The sequence below is a fragment of the Malaciobacter pacificus genome (assembly GCF_004214795.1).
GTDB lineage: Bacteria > Campylobacterota > Campylobacteria > Campylobacterales > Arcobacteraceae > Malaciobacter_A > Malaciobacter_A pacificus.
This window is the reverse complement of the sequence record NZ_CP035928.1, coordinates 357,183-376,711: the sequence shown is the minus strand read 5'-3', so window position 1 is coordinate 376,711 and position 19,529 is coordinate 357,183. Positions and strand designations below refer to the sequence as shown.

Sequence of the window (19,529 nt, the reverse complement as noted above, 5' to 3'; positions counted from 1 at the left end):
AATTTCTCCTACTACTAAATTTCGATACTCATGCCATCATATGAAACTTCTATTCCATGAGATATCAATTCTTTATACTCATCACTACTTTCATCTAGAATTGGATTTGTATTATTAATATGAATTAAAATTTTTCTAGGCTTTTCTAAAGTATCTAATACTTTAATAAGTCCTTCATCACCACTTAATGGAATATGTCCCATATCAGTTCCAAGTTTATTTGAGAACTTTCCTTTAATCATTTCATCATTTGTCCAAAGTGTTCCTTCAATTAAAAGAACATCTGCATTTCTCATCTCTTCAAAAACATGATCTTCCATAACTCCAAGACCTGGAAGATAAAACAGTCTTTTTCCAGTATTTTTATTAACTACTGTAATTCCAATATTATCACCACGTCTTGGCTTATCTCTGTGAGCTGAATAAGGTGGTGCATTCGAAATTAATGCATGTGCATAAAACTCATAAGAAGGCATTACAGGGATTTCAAATTTTGTTGTTGAATCAGGAAGTATTTCATGCCAATTAGTTCCACCACCATCCCAGTGTTGTAACATTTTCATAGTAGGAAATGATGTATTTAACTCTTCATTTACTTCTTTTGTACAGTAAATCTCGTGAGGGCAACCTTCTCTTAGCATCAATAAACCTGTTGTATGATCTATTTGAGCATCATTAAACACGATTGCTTTAATTTTAGTTTCTCTTTTTTTAGTAGGATGTAAAAAAGGTGAGTTGTGAATTTGCTCTAAAATATCAGGACTAGTATTAAATAATACCCAGTTTTCACCATCTTCACTAATTGTGATTGAACTTTGAGTTCTTCTTTTAATTGTAGGCTTTCCTTCTCTATAACCTTTACAATTGTCACAATTACAATTAAATTGAGGAAGACCTCCTCCAGCTCCAGAACCTAAAACTTGAATTTTCATAAAAACCTTACCTCTCTTTTCATAATTGAACTTATATTAGCATAAACTCAATTATAAAAAAACAAGCCAGTTGAGCAAACTGACTTGTTTATAAACTAAAACTTTTAACTAAAAACTAAATTTGGAAAGTATCTAACTTTTCTTAGTTGTGACAAATGTACATTGTCACTTCAAAACCAAATCTATTATCAACAAACATTGGTGTTTCCCATTTCATGATTAGTACCTCCTTTATAGATTTTTAAATATTCAAATTACTTGTGTAATTTGAATAAGTGAACAGTACCACCTTGGTTAATGTTCTTAATTGATTTTGCAACTTCACCACCCCATAAAGGAACAGCTCCACCCCAACCAGAAACGATTGCGATATATTGCTCACCATTTTGCTCCCAAGTAACTGGAGAAGCAACGATTCCTGAACCAACATTGAAGCTATATAAAGTTTCACCTGTTTCATCATCTAATGCTAAGAATTTACCTTCAGGAGTTCCGAAGAATACTAAACCACCTTTTGTAGTTAAAACTCCACCCCATAATGGTGCTTTGTTTTTATAGTTCCATTTAATTTCACCAGTTAATGGATCAATTGCTTTTAATGAACCAATGTGATCATCATAAATTGGTTTAATTGTAAATCCAGCACCTAAGTAAGCTGCACCTTTTTTGTATGAAATTGGTTGATTCCAAATATCCATTCCCCACTCATTTGATGGAACATAGAAGTTTCCAGTATTTTGAGAGTAAGCCATTGGCATCCAGTTTTTACCACCTAAGAATGAAGGTACTGAGAATACTGATTTACCTTTTGATTCACCATTAGGATTACCTGGTCTTCCTTCTGGATTTAAAATTGGTTTACCATTTTTATCAATTCCTTTTGCCCAAGTAATTTTTGAAACAAATGGGTTTGCAGTAATAAATTTACCATTAGTTCTATCTAATACATAGAAGAAACCATTTCTATCTGCAGTTGCAGCATATTTTTTACCATCTTTGTTGAAAGAAATTAATTCGTTAACACCATCAAAATCCCATCCATCATGTGGAGTTGTTTGGAAATGCCATACAATTTTACCAGTATCAGGGTCAATTGCTAATCTTGAAGAAGAGTATAAGTTATCCCCTGGTCTTGTGTGTGAATTCCAAGGAGCTGGGTTACCAGTACCAAAGAATAATAAATCAGTTTCTGGATCATAAGTACCACCTAACCATGTAGCAGCACCACCAGTTTTCCACATATCACCTGGCCAAGTTTTACCAGCTTCTCCACCAGTAATTCCATTTTCTTTACCGTTTAAGTATCCCATGTGACCTTCAACAGTTGGTCTAGTCCAGATAACTTCACCAGTTTTTGCACTTCTAGCTTCAACTTTACCTACAATTCCGAACTCACCACCAGCAACACCAGTGATTACCATATCTTTAACGATAATTGGAGCAGCAGTAATTGAGTAACCATCTTTATAGTTTTCTATTTTTTTCTTCCATACAACTTTACCAGTTTTTCTATCTAAAGCAACTAATTTAGAATCTAATGTTCCAAAGATAAATAAGTTATCATATAATGCTCCACCTCTGTTAATAACATCACAACAAGGTAAAATTGCATCAGGTAATTTTGCATCATATTGCCATAACTCTTCACCACTTGCAATATCAATTGCAAATGCTCTTGAATATGAAGCAGTTACATACATAACACCATCTTTAATTAATGGTTGAGATTCTTGACCTCTTTGTTTTTCACCACCAAAAGAGAAGTTCCATACTGGTACTAAATCTTTAACTGTCTCTTTATTAATTTGAGTTAATGGTGAGAATCTTTGTCCCTGTAATCCCATACCATTTGATAATACATCACCTGTAGTTTTTACATCATTTAATACATCGTTACTAGTAACTGGTGTATAAGCAGCTTTTGTCGCGCTAGCTTCTGTTTTAGCTACATTACTATCAGCTACACAACCTGTAAGTAATGCAGATAATGATACAGCAGCTGCACTTGTAAGCAATCTGTTTTTTAACATAAGTCTCTCCTTAAAAATTTTGATAACAAATTGGGAATTTGTCTAAGCAAAAGTATACATGAGAAATATAGCGTAAATTTAGCCATGATTAACTTTTTTAGATTTAAATCCTACAAATGCCATTATAAGGGTAATAACAAGAGAAATTCCTAATATTAAAAAAACCTGAATATCAAATTTTAGATATAAACTGAACCTTATGGCTTCAACTATATAAGTAAATGGGTTATATGATGATATTTCAAATAATAAAATTGAAGAATCTTTTATTTTCCATAAAGGATAAAGCGCTGAACTTAAAAAGAACATTGGGAAAATAACAAAATTCATCACTGTTGCAAAGTTCTCTAACTGTTTGATTACAGAGGATAAAAATAGTGCAAAAGCATTTAGAATTATAGAAGATATAATAATTACAGGAATTGTAATAACTATTGCTAGAAAACTAATATCAACTCCATACCATTTTGCAATTAATAAAAACGTAATTGCTTGAATAGTAGAAACAATTGATGTAGCAAACATTTTACAAAATAATAAGTAGTTTCTATTTATATAAGATGATAAAAGAATTTTCATACTTCCCATTTCTCTATCAAAAATCATAGTCAATGAACTTTGCATACCATTAAAAAGTAAAACCATTCCAACAAGTCCTGGAACAATATATGTTTCATAAGTTATATATGTTTCATATGGAGGTGTTATAGCTAAACCTAATGCTGTTTTAAATCCAACAGAAAAAATAAATAACCATAAAAGAGGTCTTACTAATGCTGAAAAAAATCTACTTTTCTGTTTTATAAATCTAATTAATTCTTTATAAACAATACCCTTCATACAATTAAAATAAATATTCATTTTTTACCTTACTAAATGGTTGAATGTTTCAACTAAATTTTCTTTTTCATATTTTGCTACAATATCTTTTACAATACCAGCTTCAACAATTTGACCAGTTTTTATAAATGAAATATCGTCTTCTTCATTAACCTCATCAAATAGATGTGTAATCCAAAGTACTGAAAGATTTTCTCTTTTTACTAAATCTCTTACATACTCTAATATATCAAATCTACTTTTTAAGTCTAAACCAACAGTTGGTTCATCTAGTAATAAAAGCTTAGGTCTATTTATAAGTGCTCTTAAAATTTCAACTCTTCTTCTATGTCCTCCATTTAATCTTCTAGCTGGAGTATCAAGAGAATCTTGAAGTTCAAGTCTTACAATCTCATCACCAATAGATTCAAGTGTTTGTTTGAAATTTAGGCCCTTTAATGAACCATAATAATATAAATTTTGTTTAACTGTTAAGTCTAAATCTAAAGTTGGCTCTTGAAATACTATTCCAATATCTTTTAAAGCTTTTGAATATTCGTTAATTGGATATTGATTTATATTAATTTTTCCTACTTGCAATTTTAAAAGTCTTGTTATTAAAGAGAAAACTGTAGATTTACCTGCACCGTTTAATCCAAGAAGAACAGAGAAACTTCCTTCTTTTATGTTAAAAGATATATTGTTTAATACTTTTTTACTACCATAAGAAAACTCAACGTCTTTTAGTTCTAATATATTTTTACTCATGTTTACCACATATTTTTTGAATTTATATTAATTATATGAAATGTTTGTAGCATTAATTTAGCATATTAATTGTAAGAGATATATAACTTGAAAAACTCAAGTTATATATCCTAAAAACTAAAGGAGACCAGTTATTTTTTATTATTCATTACAAATATACATTGTAACTTCAAAACCAAATCTATTATCTATAAACATAGGTGTTTCCCATTTCATGTCATTTACCTCCTTTATAAGATTTACCAATTTGTGGGACAATCTATACAATCATCCATAAGAACTCCACTTAAATTTGCATAATGAATTCTAGTTCCAGTAAAAATTGCTTTTAGTAAAGATGAATTACCTAATTTAGTCTCTTGTAAATAAGCATTAGTAAAGTTTGAATTTTCAAAATTTACCCTAGTCATCCATGCTGCTTCTAAACTTATAGCTTGTAAATTACAATTTCGCATACTAGAACCACTCATTCTTGCAAATTGAAAATTAGCACCATGAAATGAAGAGTTGTCAAAATTACTTCCTTGAGCAAATAAAGCCCATGCATTTACTCCATCAAAATTTGCATTTGATGCTTGTGCGACCTTCATATTTGCATGTCTTAAATCTGCTCTTGCTAAATTTGCATTCACAAAATTTGAATTACTTATATCTGATTGCTTTAAAATTGCATGCCTTAATTTTGCATTTTTAAAGTTCGAATTTTTAAGTATAGCCTTAGTTAAATCCGTTCCATCAAGAATAGAGCCTTCAAAATTTGCACCTTCAAAGTTAGATCCTTTTAAATCTAAGCCTGAAAGATTTTGATTACTTAAATCAACTTTTTTACATTGTGTATTTGGCACTAGTTTACATCCATTAATTACTTTTATATCATCTTCATATCCATAAAGAAAGCCAACAAAAGCAACTAGTATGATTATCAAATTTCTCATTATATACCTTTAAGTGTTATTAACTCATATACTAATAATTTTATATACTTTAATTCCCAATTTGCGTAAAAAATTATTTTTTAAGTTTAAATACCCAGAAAGATCCACCTTGAGAAACAGGTTTAGTTAAATCAGCCATGTCTCCACCCCATAAAGGTACAGCACCACCGTATCCACTAGCTAAACCAATATATTGTTCACCATTTTCTTCCCAAGTAATTGGACAAGAAATAATTCCAGAACCTGTTTGGAATTTCCATAACTCTTCACCAGTTTTTGCATCAAATGCTTTTACATAACCTTCACCAGTACCTGTAAATACTAAACCACCTTTTGTAGTTAATACACCAGCCCATAATGGTAATTTCTCTTTATGAGACCATACAATCTCACCTTTTACTGGATCCACTGCTCTTAAAATACCAACGTGATCATCAAAAGTTCTTTTAATTCTAAACCCTTGACCTAAATATGCTGCACCTTTTTTATATTTAACAGGTTGAGTCCAATAATCTTCTTCCCAGTGATTCGCACCTAAATAGAATAATTTTGTATCTTCATTATATGCCATTGGATTCCAGTTTTTACCCCCTAAAAATGGTGGAGCAACTTGAATAGCTTCACCTCTTGTCTCACCTTCTTTTGGTAATGGTGGGTATTGCTTTGGATCTACAACAGGTCTACCTGTTTTTGGATCAATATGACTTGCCCATGTGATTTTATCAACAAAAGGGAACGCTTTAATAAATCTTCTAGCTTGATCTTCTCTTTGTTTTTCAGCTTTAGGCATAGCTTCTCTATTAATTACATAGAAGAATCCATTTCTATCTGCATGACCTGTTGCTTTAATTGTTTTACCATTTTCTACATAATCAAATAATACTAACTCATTATTTCCTGAGAAATCCCATGCATCATTTGGTGTATGTTGGTAGAACCATTTAATATCACCAGTTGTAGGGTCAACTGCAATTTGACCTGAAGTATATAAACTATCCCAATCTCTTGGATCTCCACCATCAGCAGTTCTTTCCCAAGTATTCCATGGTGCTGGGTTACCAGTTCCAATTATAATTGAGTTTGTTTCATAATCATAACTAGCACTTTGCCATGGTGCACCACCACCGTGGCTCCACGCAGTTTTTTTACCAGTTGGGTTATTTTTGTCATCTGGCCATGTTGGAGCTTTTGGATCACCTGTTGGAGTAGATTTCTTACCATCTAATCTTCCGTAGTGACCTTCAACCATTGGTCTCATCCAAATCTCTTTTCCTGTATCAGGATCAAGTGCAAATAATTTACCAATTACACCAAATTCATCTCCTGATGAACCGTGAATTAACATTACTTTACCAGTTTTTTTATCTTTTACAATAGTTGGTGCACCAGTCATTGTATAACCGTCTTGGTAACCTTTATTTGGTCTATCTTCATAACCAAATCTTTTTTTCCAAATTACTTTTCCAGTATCTTTATTTAAAGCAACAATACCTGCATCTAAAGTACCAAAGAATACTTTATCCCCAAAAATAGCTGCACCTCTATTGATTACGTCACAACAAGGTTTAATATCTGCTGGTAATCTGTGTTCATAAGACCAAATTTTTTTACCAGTTTTAGAATCTAATGCAAATATTCTTGAATATGATCCTGTAACATAAATTTTCCCATCATGAACTAATGCTTGTGATTCTTGTCCTCTTTGTTTCTCTCCACCAAATGAGTAACTCCAAACCGGTACTAAATCTTTTACAGTTTTAGTATTAACTTGATCTAATTTAGAATATCTAGTTGCTTCTGGTCCCATACCATACATTAATACATCTTCTGTTGTATTTTTGTCATTAAGTATATCTTCCCACGATACTTTTTTTGTATCAGTACTTGCAATACTTGATTGAAGTCCTAATAAACCAATAAAAGTTACAATAGCTGCTTTTTGTAACATATTGTTTTTCATCGTCTCTCCTTAAAAAAATTTATTTTAAATTAATACATTTATATGTAATTATTTTAAAACAATTATGTAATTATATATCTATACTATAGCTTGAGTTTAGCAAAAGTTTCAAATTTGTAAATTTATATATAATTAATATGAATTTTATTATAAAATATATATTTTGATTTTAATTGAAAATTAAATATTGAGTTTTATTTTTAGATTTTTTAAAGAAATTATAGCTTGGAAGGAGAAAGTATCCAAGCTATTTATAGATTATTTAATTTATATTGATTAAAGTATCAACATTCCCAATTTGTTATTATTATTTATCGCTTGGAATTACTGCTAATCCCCAAGGATATCTTCCAACTTTTATTGTCTTTTCTACCTTTAAAGATTCCACATCAATAATTGAAACATCACCACTTACACCATTTGTAGTGTATAGTTTTTTCTGATTATTTGCAAAATCTAATTGCCAAACTCTTTTCCCAACTAATAAATATTTTATAACTTTATATGTTTTTGCATCAACTACTGCAACATGATTTGCTGGACCTAGTGCAACAAAAGCATATTTCCCATCATCAGTTAATTTAATACCAACTGGTTGAATTAAGTCTTTAAAAATACCAGGAATTTTAAAACCAAATTTAGCAATCTCTTCTTTCGTTTTAGTATCAACAACCATCACAGTTCCACCAATTTCACTTGATGCCCAAATTTTATCCCCACTTTTAGTAAATTCAATATGTCTTGGTCTTGCATCAACTAAAGTATTATGGATTATCTCTTTTGTATTTGTATCAATCCAGTGTAAAAAGTTTGAAGTTTCAGATGTATTAATAGCTACACTTCCATCTGGACTAACAGCCATTCCTTCAGGCTCTAAACCTACTTCAACTTGTGAAATTACAGTTTTATTTGGAACATCAACAATTGTTACGATACCATCATCTTCATTTGAAATGTAAAGCTCTTTTCCATTTGGATGTAATGCAAACTGTTCTGGATCTTCACCTGAAGGAAGATTATATAAAATCTTTCCAGTTTTTGTATCCATAGCTTGAACTGTATCATCATCACTTGCACAAATATATAGTTTTGAATAATCATTACTTAACAAAATACCTCTAGGTCGCTGACCTACTTCATAAGTATTTATAACTTTTTCTGTTTTTGAATCAATTACTGTTATAGTGTTATCTTTTTCATTTGATACAAATACTGTATCTGCACTTAGAATAGATGCAGTTAAAATTGATGTTAGAATTAATTTCTTCATCATTAATACCCTTTATAAAATTTATTCAACAATAAAAATTGCTCTTTCTCTATCACTTTTAGCTGATGGTAAACCTAATGTATAAGTACCTGGTTTAATAGTTACAAAAGTAAGTTCTATCTCACCTTCATCATCAAACTCGAATCCATCTAAACCTAAAGGTCTAACTTCAATATCATTAATAGAAACCTGGTTTACCCAAATATTTCTAAAAAACTCTGCACCTACAATTGGAACTTCTCTAGAACCATCACTTTTTAAAACTAATTTATAATATTTACCAGCTTCAAGTTTATAAGGTTTAGCAGCAAGCTCTTTACCTACACTAATAGTGATTGGCTCTAATGTTGTTCTTGAATGTAATAAACCCTTTAAATTTTTTGCAATTGCAAACTCAGATGTAACTAGTAGCGCTGCTACAAATAATAAGATTTTTTTCATTTTCTTTCCTTTTTAAAATTAAACTTCAAAATTGTACTTAAAGAGTATAGCATTAATTTAGCATTAATTTATTCTTAATTTATTTAAAAATTTAACTCAATTAATGCTGTATTTATGCTATATAACTTTTGTATAATAATTTAAAATTATTAAGGAATAAATATGAGAAGAGTTATTATTGTTTTTCTTTTTTTACTTGGATTGGTAAATGCAAACAATTTAGAAGTAAATATTTTATATCTAGAACAAAAAATCGAAAAACCACCTGTACTTTCAAATGTAATTGAAGATCCCGAAGACTTAGGATTAAAAGGTGCTCAAATTGCAGTAAAAGATAGTAATAAAAGTGCAAGATTTTTAAAACAACATTTTAATCTAATTGAAAAGATATCTTACGATAAGGCAGAATTAAAAAAGAATTTTGAAGAGTTTATAAACAATGGTAACTCTTATATAGTATTAAATGTTGAAGATGATCTATTAAAAGAGTTATTAGAAAATCCTCTTTCTAAAAAAGCTTTAATGATTAACGCAAGTAGTCCAACAACATCTTTAAGACAAAACTACTGTTTACCAAATTTCTTTCATACAGCACCTTCTAATGCAATGCTTTATGATGGATTAGTACAATTTTTAGTAAAAAGAGATTTTAAAGATATCTTTTTAATTAGTGGAGAAAATCAAAAAGATAAAGAGATTGTAAAAGATATAAAAAGATCAGTAAAAAAGTTTAATGCTAAAATTGTAAAAGAAAAAGTTTGGGATAACAATAGCGATATTAGAAGAAAAGCTAATAGTGAATTTCCAGTATTTACACAAGCAAATGATTATGATTTAATTGTTTTAGCTGACCATTACGGTGACTTTGGTGAATTTATGTATTTTAATACTTGGCTTCCAAGACCAATTGCTGGAACGCAAGGATTAACTCCAACTGCATGGCATAAAGTTATTGAAGCTTGGGGAGCAGCTCAAATGCAAAGTAGATTTGAAAAATTTTCAAATAGATGGATGCAATCAAAAGATTATACAAACTGGACGGCAATAAGATCTATCATAGGTGCAATCACAAAGACAAATACTGCTGATTTAAAAACAAATCTTGATTATATTCACTCAGATAAATTTGATTTAGCAGCGTATATGGGAAGAAAAATTTCATTTAGAAATTATAATGGTCAACTAAGAATGCCAATTAGTTTAGTTCAACCAAGAGCTTTAATTACAACTTCTCCACAAGAAGGATTTTTACATCCAACTACTGATTTAGATACTTTAGGTATTGCACCATTTGAAATGGAGTGTAAGAAATGAAAAAATTCATTTCTTCACTTTTAATATTTACTAGTTTTGCTTTTGCAAAATATGAGATAATTGAAAATGATTATATATACACTATAAAAATAGATGATACATCATTTGAACAATTATATGTAGATTTAAAATCAGAAATTGAATTCAATAGTTTTGTTGTTGTACATGAACTTGATTTAGCAAAATCTACTAAAGAAATTGCTGAATATTTAGATAAACAAGCAGTGCTAAACAAAGGTAAAAATATTTTAATATGCAAAAGTAGTTTCACACTACAAATGCATGAAGAAAATATTGAGAATATAACTTATTGCCCACTAAACATTTCAGTTTATTCTGATAAAAATCATAGATATATTTCTTTTAGAAAGTATCATAAACTAAGAAACAATGATAAAATTGCTGATGATATAAATATGAAATTAAAAAAGATTTTACTGGATAGCTTAAATTAAAATAAGAATAGTTAAAGCTACAATAATCCCCAACTCTATTTTAAACATACCTTTTATATCTTCAGATGAAACTTTATTATTATAATATGCATCATAAGTATTTACATTCATAATTTAATCCTTTTAGTAATATTTTATTACTTTTAAGCATAACATATAGAACTTAATAAAAACTTAATTTTACCTTTTTTATACTATTTTTACTAGTTTGAGCTAGGGTTTTACTCCTAAACTCAAATTTTAACTAAATATCTACCAACTGCTTTTCCAGCTAATAGGGCTTCATAAGCCTCTTTTACCTCTTCTAATGTTATTTCATTTGTTAAATCATCTAAAGTATCAATTTTAAACTCATCAGCTATTTTTACCCAAGCAGCTATTTTTTTCTCTATTTTACATTCAACTGAATCAATACCAATTAATCTAACTCCCCTTAAAATAAATGGGAATACATTTGTATTTAACTCAAATGATGATGTTAAACCACAACAAGTAGCAACTCCATCGTATTTTATAACTTTTAAAGCTTCTGCTAAAATATTTCCACCAACAGTATCAATAACTCCATCATACTTTTCACTTCCCATTGGTCTTTTATTTTCAACATCAAAATCTTTTCTTAAAATTACTTCACTTGCACCTAAAGCTTTTAAGAACTCAATCTTCTCTTCTTTTCCAGAAATTGCCACAACTTCAAAGCCTAATTTACTTAAAATAGAAACAGCAATACTTCCAACACCACCAGTTGCTCCTGTTACTAATACTTTTCCACTTTTAATGCCATTGTTTAATAACTCATTTACACTTAATGCTGCTGTTAATCCAGCTGTTCCATAAGTCATTATCTCTTTATCTGTTATATTTTCTGGTTTTGGTACTACCCAAGAAGCTGGAACTTTCACATATTCACTATGACCACCATTTGTATTCATACCTAAATCATATCCAGTTACTAATACCTCTTGTCCAACTTTAAAGTTTTCACTATTAGATTGCTCAATAACACCTGCAACATCAATACCAGTAACATGTGGGAATACTCTTGTAACACCTGGATTTCCAACAGAACTTAATGCATCTTTATAATTTAATGATGAATAAGTTGCTTTTATTAAAACTTCATCCTTTTCTATCTTTGGAGTATCAATCTCTTTTAATGATGATTCAAATTTTTTATCTTCAATTTTTTCTACAATAAATGCTTTCATATTAATTCCTTTTTTTAAATATATTTACTTTATAGTGTAACTTTAGCTAAAATATACTAATCAAACAAGTACATACTAAAAAGAAATGTACTATCTAAAAAGATACTATTGTGATTTAAAGGCACTTTAATGACTAAAAAAATTGATAAAAATATTGAAGATTATGAGAAATGTCCAGTTGAAACTGCACTTGATGTATTAGCAGGTAAGTGGAAAATATTAATTTTATGGTATTTAAGAAGCGAAACAAAAAGATTTAGTGAGCTACAAAAACTATTACCTAGAACTACACAAAAGATGCTAATTCAAAAGTTAAGAGAACTTGAAGAAGATGGAATAATAAATAGAGAAGTTTATCCAGTAGTTCCACCTAAAGTAGAATACTCACTCACACCTTATGGTGAAACTTTAAAACCTATATTAAAACAGTTGTATTTATGGGGTGAGATTCATAAAGAAAAATATAGAAAATAGATTTCTATATTTTTTTATTGCTTAAATTTTTTCTCATCTACATCTTTTAATATCTGTTTTGCCATAGTATTTGAAGTTGAGGCAATATCTCTTGTTTGAGATGCAATTTGTGCATTTTTTTGAGTTTGTTGGTCAAGCTGTGAAACAGTGCTATTAATTTGCTCTATTCCTAAAAGTTGTTCTTTACTTGCTTTTTCAACATTAGAGATTAAATCTAAAGTTTGTTCGATATTTGAATTTAACTCTTTATACCCTTCAATCATTTTAGAAGCAATACCTTTGCCTTCATTAGCTTTAGATGTAGCATCCTCAACTAAATCTTTTATCTCTTTTGCAGCTTCAGCACTTCTATTAGCTAGATTTCGAACCTCTTGGGCAACTACAGCAAAACCTTTCCCAGCTTCACCTGCTGTTGCAGCTTCAACTGCTGCATTTAGAGATAAAATATTTGTTTGAAATGCTATTTGATCAATTACTTCAATGGCTTCATTAATTGCATGTACTTTACTATTTATTTCATCCATAGCTGTATTTGTTTCATTTGCTAAAACTTGCCCACTTGAAGATGATTCATTTACTTTTTGTGAGTATTGAGTCATTTCATAAATATTTTCAGAATTACTTCTAATATTTGATGTTATTTGTTCAATTGCACTAGATGTCTCTTCAAGGGAAGCCGCTGCATTATTTGAACTTCTATTTAATTCATCAACATTATTTAATAAAATTTCTGATGTTTCATCAATGGTTAATCCATTTTCTTTATTCTTAATCAACATATTTGTAATTGAATTTCCTAAATTATTCACACCATTAGCTAATTTAAGTAAGTCCTCTTTTAAACCTTTGTTATCAACTTTATCAAGATAATTATAGTTAGAATATTTTTCTAAAATATCTAGTACTTTATCAATATTTTCTTCTAAATTATTTGCCATGTTATTTAAAACATCTTTTAGTTGTAATAAAGCTGGATTTGAGACATTTAGATTTATTCTTTGACATAAATCGCCTTGTCCAAACTCACTAAGAACAGCAATAGTTTCATCAATTAATTTTCTATCCTCTTCAATAGCTTTTTTTGTTAAATTTATATTTTCATTAATAACCCTAGACATCTGTCCAATTTCATCTTCATAGATAATTTCAAGCTCTTTGACATTATCAGTTTTATGATTTAAATATGCAAAAAATGAGTCTAAACCTCTCTTTAAATTCTCAATTGGATTAATAATTAATTTACTAATGGAAACTATTAAAAGTAATAAGAAAACAATAATACAAATTATAGAAACAATTAATACAAAGTTTCTCAATTCATAGGCTGATTTTAAAGCTTCATCTTCATCAATTTCTGCCACTAAAAGCCACTGTGTACCGTGGAAAATATCTATTTTTTCAAATACACTTAAAACAGACACTCCCCTATAATCATCAATAATCCATGAACCTTTTTCTTGATTTTTTTCGAAACCTGCTATGGTTGTGTCTGTTTTTACTTCCCATACACCAATTGTTGAATTTAGCTCTTTAACTATTTCATCATCTAAATCTTTTACAAATCTAGAATCATTTCTCATTTTATAATCACTACCAATTAAATATGCTTCACCACTTTGTCCAAAACCTGCCTCTTCATATTGACCATTGAAATTCATGATTTCATTTATTTTATCAACTGGCATTTGGAAAATTAAAACACCCTGTTTTTTCCCATCAATAAAAATTGGTGTAGAGATAAATGAAGCAGCTGAGTTATAACTAGGTTCATAAGGAGCAAAGTCTTCAAAGGCTATTTGGTTTTTATCAAGATCTAAAGCCTTTTTATATGCTTTTCCTAAACCAGTTTTTGAATACACACCATTAATTAAATTAGTAGCAAAATCTTTTTCTTTGAAATCTGTATAGATTAAGTTACCTTTTAAATCAACCATAAAAATATCATATAGACTATAATGTATTAAAAACTCATTGAATGTACTGTGGTATAGTTTATGGGCATCCATATATTTTGATTTATATTTTTCATTATAAATCAAATTATTCTTTTCACCTAATTTCTCTTTATTATCTGTAATAAAAATATACTGTGCAATTAAAGAGTTGTTATTTACAGGTAAATAGATATTTATATCTTTTCTTTGATCACTATTTGGAACATTGTAATTAACTAAATCTAAATAGTTTTTTTGAAAATCAACGATAATTTGCTCTTCAATAAAATCAATTCCTAAATCAACCTCATTTTCTAAATTATGAAACCCCTCATAAAAATCTAAAAAAGCATCTTTTGTAGTTTTACTTTGAGCAAGAGATAAAAGTAAAGATTCTAAAGTATTAAAATATGTCTGTACTTCATTTTTTTTAGTAGTTTTTACAGCTTTTAATTTATCCATTTCAGATTTTTCAAGTGATGTCATGGACATATTAATAGAGATATAGGATATTAATGACCCTAGAAGAATTAATCCACTTACAACTATAGTAATTAATTTGAATCTGATTGATAATTTTTTCTTCATAGAGGCAGCCTTTAATAAAATAATAAATATATGAAGTATAATATATTTGAACTGAATTGCTATTTATAAAGGTTATTTAGATTATTTTTAAAACATATAATCAATACATTCCAAACTCTTCATAAGTTTTATCTTCAAATATAACAAACACTTTTTTTCTATCTTTATCATTTTCGTAAGCAGGTAAAGCTAATCCTATACTATTTTTTACAGGATTTGCTAAATAATCCTTTATAGCAGCAAGAGGTACATTCCCTTCAAATACAAAATCATTTAAAAAAGATGTATTACAAGATTGAAGTTCATAGGGTACTCCAACATCTCTTTTTATTGCTTTTACATCTCTTAAAGTAATTACTTCAACATCTTTTGTAATATTCTTCATCTCCTCATACCAAGAAGCAGGACAAGTACTTGTCAAAGGTTTAAATACTTGCATTTTATTCTCATTTGCAAATAATGATGTAGAAAAGAATACTAGAAAACTCAATATTATTTTTTTCATTATATTTCTCCTTTTAATATATTTGGATATAAATCAAATAATTGATTTTTAATTTCATCTATTTTTTTAATATCAAAACTTTGTTCATTTGGATTTTGATACTCTAAAATCAAACTTGCTGGGTTTTTAGATAAAAATAAAATTCTATTAGAAAAAAGTATTGCTTCACTAATATCATGGGTAACTAATATAACTGTTGGATTAAATTTTTGACATAAATTTAAAAACTCTTTTTTTAAATCTTGTGCAGTTGGAAAATCTAAAGAAGTAAAAGGCTCATCTAAAAAAATTACATCTGGTTGATTAATAAATGCTCTAATTAATGCAACTCTTCTTTTCATACCTCCAGATAAGGCTTTAGGATAAAAATCTAAAACTTCATTTAAATCTATAAGCTTTAGAAGCTCTATTATTTCATTTATATCTTTATTTTTTGAAACTAGTAATAAATTTTCTTTTACAGTTAGCCAAGGAAGTAACCTGTGGTCTTGAAACATAAATGAAACATTATTTGTTGATAAATTAATTTTTCCATCATAATCATTATCTAATCCACTTAAAATATTTAAAAAAGTACTTTTGCCACATCCAGATGGACCTAAAATAGATATAAACTCTTTTTGTTCAATATTTAAATTTATATCTTTTAATATCTCTTTTTTCTCAAAATATTTTGAGTTAATTTTTATATCTATCATTCTATTTCCATGCACTTATTTTATTCTCAATTGGTTTTAAAATATAATTTTCAATCAATAAAATTACTATAACAAAAGCTAGTGAATATGCTAAAATTGATGTAATGTTAAAATATTGGAAAAACATTGATATTTTAAACCCTATCCCATCACTTCTTCCTAATAGTTCTACTACTAATACTATCTTCCAAATTAAAGATAAAGATAATCTTGTTGAAGCCATAATATATGGGTAAATTTGTGGTAAAAAAACTTTAAAAAAAGTCTCTTTTTTAGATACATTATAAACTTTTGCAAGATTTAAATACTTTCTTTCTATTGCTTTTGTACCCTCTCTAACATTTACAACAATAATAGGAACTTTATTTATAATAACTGCCAATAGTGCTGCAAAATCAGTTAATCCAAACCAAATATAACAAACAACAATAGTAACTAAAGCTGGAATGTTTAAACCAAGAACTAATAGAAAATCAAACAAATCATCTATTTTTCTTGAAACTCCCATAAGAATTCCTATAAATATTCCTATAATCATAGCAATACTAAAAGCTATAAAAACTCTTTTTAGGGTAACTCCTAGATGAAAGAGTAAATCCCCATCACCTAAATGTTTCATTAAATCACCAACTATATCAACAACACTTGGAAAGACAGAAGAGTTTACAAATATAGATATGGCTTGCCAAATAATTATAAATAAAATAATCGATACAACTTTTGTTTGATTCAAATTACAACCTATCTATTTTTTAAAATTCCAAAAAGTTTCATCTTGTAAATATTTACTCGACCCCATAAGTCTCTCCCCACCTTCTTTTAGTAATATATTAAAAACTTTTGATAAATCTTTTTTTGATTTTTCATTTAACTCTTTTACTATACCTAATTTATACCCTTCTTTTAATGCTTCAAAAGTTTTTTCATCTTTAACATTCATTAGTGGCTTTAGTCTCTCCCACTCCTTATTACTTGAAAGTAGTAATTCTTTAGCCTCATGTGTAGCTAAAATAAAAGATTTATATAGTTTTTCATTTTTTTGTATATCTTCAACTCTAAATGTCCATCCAATCATTGGAATACTACTATGTACACCTAATTCTTCAAATACATTAGAAATATCAATGAACTCTTTTGCACCTTTTGCCTTTAGTTTTGCATTAAAATGCCAAAAATTTATAGCTCCATCTAAAGAACCATCTAGCACTTTTTTCATCAAAATAGGTGGTGCTGCAAATGTAGGTTTTACTATATCAATTAAGTCTTTATTATATTTAAGTTTACTATATGCTCTAAGAAGTAACCATGTTTTATCTACAGGACCACCTGCAACACCTATATTTTTACCTGATAAATCTAAAAGTGTTTTTGCTTTACTATCAATTGGAACATATAGTGTTCCATTTGCTTTAGAGTAAGGGTAATATGTAAAGTCATTACCTCTTTCTCTTTGGGTATTTACCCAGATCCAATCAGTTACAAAAACATCTACACTTTTAGATTGGAATGCTATAGATGTAGCATTTTTAGAAGCAAGTTTTACTACTTCTAAATCAAAATTATACTTCTTATCTAAACCATTAGTTTTAATTACATCTAACTCCCAATTAACAGTACCAAATGCTAATACACCAACTTTTATTTTATCTAATCCAAATAAATTTATTGTTAGTATTAACATTGTAAATAAAAACTTGTTCATAGGGAATCCTTAAATTATTTTTATAAAATTGTATAGGATTTTTATAGCATGAGTTTAGCATTTTAGAATTCTTTTTAATCGCTATAATCAAGCTATAAAATTTGTCTATAATTTCAATATTCAAAACAAAAAAAAGGACGAAAATTATGAATAAAATTCAAAAAATTGGATTAGCTGCACTATTTTCTGCAGTATGTGCATTTGGACATGGTAGTGTAACTCCACAAGCAATTGATGTTGAAGTAATCAAAAAAGCTGGAATTCCATTATTAGGTGAAGAGATGCTGGAAGAGAATCCATACAAAACTGATGATAAAAAAGTAGTTGAGTTTGGAAAAATCCAATATTCTGAAAACTGTGCTAGATGTCATGGATTAGATGCAATTTCTGGTGGAGTTGCTCCTGATTTAAGATATTTAGAAGCTGGATTTGATGGTGATGAGTGGTTTATTGAGAGATTTATGAATGGTGCAGTTAGAAATGGTAATGTTTACATGCCACCATTTAAAGGTATCTTACCACAAGAAGCTATGTGGGCAATTAGAACTTACGTTTTATCTTTACCTCAACCAGAATAATTTAATTAAAAAAGAAGTAAAAAATGAAAATTCTTAAGTCATCGATTTTATTAATCTTACTTACTCTTTTTGCTCACGCAAGAAGTATAGAAGATATTCAAAAAAGTGGAGAAATGGTAATAGCAGTTTATGAAAACTTTCCTCCTTATTCATTTATTAAAGATGGAAAGTTAACTGGAATCGATGTAGATTTAGGTAAAAAACTTGCAGCTTCACTTGATGTAAAACCTGTATTTTATCAAACAGGTACAGATGAAACACTATCAGATGACTTAAGAAATACACTTTGGAAAGGTAACCTTATACATAGGAATAAAGCTGATGTAATGTTTAGAGTTCCTTATGATTATGACTATTTAAGACTAACAGATGATTATACTGGTGAATTAATCAATGAAAGAGTCTCAATTAGAGGACCTTACCAAAGTGAAAGATGGGTTATTGCAACTCATAAAAAAGTAATACCAGAGTTTAAAAACTTGGCTATATTTGCCTATCATACAATTGGAGTAGAACTTGATGCATTACCTGATTTACATTTATCTGCATTTGCGAGAGGTTTAATAAGGGAGAATGTTAAGCATTACTTTAAGTATGAAGATGCAGTAAAAGATTTTTTATCAGGAAAAATTGATGCAATTGCAGGATTAAAATCACAACTTGAATACTATTTAGATTACAACAACAATCAAGATAAATACTTCATGAGTGATAGTATTCCTCAAGTTAAATCTAAATGGGATTTAGCAGTTGCAGTAGATAGTGAATTTAGACCATTAAGTTACCACATAGATGGTTTACTTCATGAAGAGTATGAAAATGGCAATATAGCTAAAATCTTTGAAAAATATGGAGTTAAATACCAGGCACCAATTGCAAAGACTGTTGAATAAAAAATAAATAAATTTAAAGGATTTA

20 protein-coding genes and 1 pseudogene are annotated in these 19,529 nt (G+C 28.6%); 5 read left to right on the top strand and 16 right to left on the bottom strand.

Annotation, left to right across the window (positions count from 1 at the left end; genetic code table 11):
* Positions 1-14: 14 nt before the first annotated feature.
* From pqqB to APAC_RS01925, 10 genes are all read right to left on the bottom strand, one after another.
* A complete protein-coding gene (pqqB, locus tag APAC_RS01970; RefSeq protein ID WP_130232516.1) occupies positions 15-932 on the bottom strand; it encodes a pyrroloquinoline quinone biosynthesis protein PqqB in 918 nt (305 codons plus the stop codon).
* Positions 933-1,074: 142 nt separating this feature from the next.
* Positions 1,075-1,149, bottom strand: coding sequence for a pyrroloquinoline quinone precursor peptide PqqA (pqqA, locus tag APAC_RS01965; RefSeq protein ID WP_130234564.1), 75 nt, complete (start codon positions 1,147-1,149; stop codon positions 1,075-1,077).
* 37 nt (positions 1,150-1,186) lie between these two features.
* A complete protein-coding gene (locus tag APAC_RS01960; RefSeq protein ID WP_130232515.1) occupies positions 1,187-2,962 on the bottom strand; it encodes a PQQ-dependent methanol/ethanol family dehydrogenase in 1,776 nt (591 codons plus the stop codon).
* A gap of 78 nt (positions 2,963-3,040) precedes the next feature.
* Positions 3,041-3,823, bottom strand: a complete 783-nt coding sequence (locus APAC_RS01955; RefSeq protein WP_130232514.1) for an ABC transporter permease — start codon at positions 3,821-3,823, stop codon at positions 3,041-3,043.
* 3 nt (positions 3,824-3,826) lie between these two features.
* A complete protein-coding gene (locus APAC_RS01950; protein ID WP_130232513.1) occupies positions 3,827-4,549 on the bottom strand; it encodes an ATP-binding cassette domain-containing protein in 723 nt (240 codons plus the stop codon).
* A gap of 141 nt (positions 4,550-4,690) precedes the next feature.
* Positions 4,691-4,765, bottom strand: coding sequence for a pyrroloquinoline quinone precursor peptide PqqA (gene pqqA / locus APAC_RS13500; RefSeq protein ID WP_130234563.1), 75 nt, complete (start codon positions 4,763-4,765; stop codon positions 4,691-4,693).
* A gap of 23 nt (positions 4,766-4,788) precedes the next feature.
* Entirely contained in the window at positions 4,789-5,484 is a 696-nt protein-coding gene (locus APAC_RS01940; RefSeq protein ID WP_130232512.1) for a pentapeptide repeat-containing protein, read from the bottom strand.
* 73 nt (positions 5,485-5,557) lie between these two features.
* On the bottom strand, positions 5,558-7,444 hold the full coding sequence (locus APAC_RS01935) for a methanol/ethanol family PQQ-dependent dehydrogenase (protein WP_130232511.1): 1,887 nt from the start codon (positions 7,442-7,444) through the stop codon (positions 5,558-5,560).
* Positions 7,445-7,751: 307 nt separating this feature from the next.
* Positions 7,752-8,714, bottom strand: coding sequence for a PQQ-dependent catabolism-associated beta-propeller protein (locus tag APAC_RS01930; protein WP_130234562.1), 963 nt, complete (start codon positions 8,712-8,714; stop codon positions 7,752-7,754).
* Between the two features lie 21 nt (positions 8,715-8,735).
* Entirely contained in the window at positions 8,736-9,155 is a 420-nt protein-coding gene (locus tag APAC_RS01925) for a cupredoxin domain-containing protein (RefSeq protein ID WP_130232510.1), read from the bottom strand.
* A 162-nt stretch (positions 9,156-9,317) separates the two neighbouring features.
* Here APAC_RS01925 and APAC_RS01920 point away from each other — a divergent pair, with 162 nt between their 5' ends.
* Both APAC_RS01920 and APAC_RS01915 read left to right on the top strand, forming a co-directional pair.
* Positions 9,318-10,469 carry an ABC transporter substrate-binding protein gene (locus APAC_RS01920; protein ID WP_130232509.1) on the top strand — a complete coding sequence of 384 codons (1,152 nt, stop codon included), beginning with the start codon at positions 9,318-9,320 and terminating at the stop codon, positions 10,467-10,469.
* A complete protein-coding gene (locus APAC_RS01915; RefSeq protein ID WP_130232508.1) occupies positions 10,466-10,924 on the top strand; it encodes a DUF302 domain-containing protein in 459 nt (152 codons plus the stop codon). Before APAC_RS01920 ends, APAC_RS01915 begins: the two co-directional genes overlap by 4 nt.
* Positions 10,925-11,157: 233 nt before the next feature.
* Here APAC_RS01915 and APAC_RS01910 read toward each other — a convergent pair whose 3' ends face one another.
* Entirely contained in the window at positions 11,158-12,132 is a 975-nt protein-coding gene (locus APAC_RS01910) for a YhdH/YhfP family quinone oxidoreductase (RefSeq protein ID WP_130232507.1), read from the bottom strand.
* A gap of 129 nt (positions 12,133-12,261) precedes the next feature.
* Between APAC_RS01910 and APAC_RS01905 the strand changes: the two genes are divergently transcribed.
* Entirely contained in the window at positions 12,262-12,606 is a 345-nt protein-coding gene (locus tag APAC_RS01905) for a winged helix-turn-helix transcriptional regulator (protein WP_130232506.1), read from the top strand.
* 14 nt (positions 12,607-12,620) lie between these two features.
* Here the strand turns inward: APAC_RS01905 and APAC_RS01900 are convergent.
* The 5 genes and pseudogenes from APAC_RS01900 to APAC_RS01880 form a co-directional block, all read right to left on the bottom strand.
* Positions 12,621-13,922: pseudogene (locus APAC_RS01900) on the bottom strand (methyl-accepting chemotaxis protein); the annotation flags it as partial.
* A gap of 1,306 nt (positions 13,923-15,228) precedes the next feature.
* A complete protein-coding gene (locus APAC_RS01895) occupies positions 15,229-15,633 on the bottom strand; it encodes a DUF411 domain-containing protein (RefSeq protein ID WP_130232505.1) in 405 nt (134 codons plus the stop codon).
* Positions 15,633-16,331, bottom strand: coding sequence for an ABC transporter ATP-binding protein (locus APAC_RS01890; protein WP_130232504.1), 699 nt, complete (start codon positions 16,329-16,331; stop codon positions 15,633-15,635). The genes APAC_RS01895 and APAC_RS01890 overlap by 1 nt, the downstream gene beginning before the upstream one ends.
* A 1-nt stretch (position 16,332) precedes the next feature.
* Positions 16,333-17,064 (bottom strand): ABC transporter permease, encoded by a 732-nt coding sequence (locus tag APAC_RS01885; RefSeq protein WP_130232503.1) that lies wholly within the window; start codon positions 17,062-17,064, stop codon positions 16,333-16,335.
* 12 nt (positions 17,065-17,076) lie between these two features.
* Complete coding sequence (locus APAC_RS01880) at positions 17,077-18,033, bottom strand: ABC transporter substrate-binding protein (protein ID WP_130232502.1); 957 nt, start codon at positions 18,031-18,033, stop codon at positions 17,077-17,079.
* A 146-nt stretch (positions 18,034-18,179) separates the two neighbouring features.
* Between APAC_RS01880 and pedF the strand changes: the two genes are divergently transcribed.
* Both pedF and APAC_RS01870 read left to right on the top strand, forming a co-directional pair.
* The gene (gene pedF / locus APAC_RS01875) at positions 18,180-18,611 is read left to right on the top strand and encodes a cytochrome c-550 PedF (protein ID WP_130232501.1); all 432 of its coding nucleotides are present in this window, start codon (positions 18,180-18,182) and stop codon (positions 18,609-18,611) included.
* Between the two features lie 23 nt (positions 18,612-18,634).
* Positions 18,635-19,504 carry a substrate-binding periplasmic protein gene (locus APAC_RS01870; protein ID WP_130232500.1) on the top strand — a complete coding sequence of 290 codons (870 nt, stop codon included), beginning with the start codon at positions 18,635-18,637 and terminating at the stop codon, positions 19,502-19,504.
* Positions 19,505-19,529: the final 25 nt, after the last annotated feature.

Coding starts and splice junctions, on each gene's coding strand:
- APAC_RS01935 (WP_130232511.1), bottom strand. CDS start 7,444: ATGAAAAACAATATGTTACAAAAAGCAGCTATTGTAACTTTTATTGGT.
- pedF (WP_130232501.1), top strand. CDS start 18,180: ATGAATAAAATTCAAAAAATTGGATTAGCTGCACTATTTTCTGCAGTA.
- APAC_RS01955 (WP_130232514.1), bottom strand. CDS start 3,823: ATGAATATTTATTTTAATTGTATGAAGGGTATTGTTTATAAAGAATTA.
- APAC_RS01925 (WP_130232510.1), bottom strand. CDS start 9,155: ATGAAAAAAATCTTATTATTTGTAGCAGCGCTACTAGTTACATCTGAG.
- APAC_RS01905 (WP_130232506.1), top strand. CDS start 12,262: ATGACTAAAAAAATTGATAAAAATATTGAAGATTATGAGAAATGTCCA.
- APAC_RS01890 (WP_130232504.1), bottom strand. CDS start 16,331: ATGATAGATATAAAAATTAACTCAAAATATTTTGAGAAAAAAGAGATA.
- APAC_RS01950 (WP_130232513.1), bottom strand. CDS start 4,549: ATGAGTAAAAATATATTAGAACTAAAAGACGTTGAGTTTTCTTATGGT.
- APAC_RS01920 (WP_130232509.1), top strand. CDS start 9,318: ATGAGAAGAGTTATTATTGTTTTTCTTTTTTTACTTGGATTGGTAAAT.
- APAC_RS01930 (WP_130234562.1), bottom strand. CDS start 8,714: ATGAAGAAATTAATTCTAACATCAATTTTAACTGCATCTATTCTAAGT.
- pqqB (WP_130232516.1), bottom strand. CDS start 932: ATGAAAATTCAAGTTTTAGGTTCTGGAGCTGGAGGAGGTCTTCCTCAA.
- APAC_RS01910 (WP_130232507.1), bottom strand. CDS start 12,132: ATGAAAGCATTTATTGTAGAAAAAATTGAAGATAAAAAATTTGAATCA.
- APAC_RS01870 (WP_130232500.1), top strand. CDS start 18,635: ATGAAAATTCTTAAGTCATCGATTTTATTAATCTTACTTACTCTTTTT.
- APAC_RS01960 (WP_130232515.1), bottom strand. CDS start 2,962: ATGTTAAAAAACAGATTGCTTACAAGTGCAGCTGCTGTATCATTATCT.
- APAC_RS01895 (WP_130232505.1), bottom strand. CDS start 15,633: ATGAAAAAAATAATATTGAGTTTTCTAGTATTCTTTTCTACATCATTA.
- APAC_RS01940 (WP_130232512.1), bottom strand. CDS start 5,484: ATGAGAAATTTGATAATCATACTAGTTGCTTTTGTTGGCTTTCTTTAT.
- APAC_RS01915 (WP_130232508.1), top strand. CDS start 10,466: ATGAAAAAATTCATTTCTTCACTTTTAATATTTACTAGTTTTGCTTTT.
- APAC_RS01880 (WP_130232502.1), bottom strand. CDS start 18,033: ATGAACAAGTTTTTATTTACAATGTTAATACTAACAATAAATTTATTT.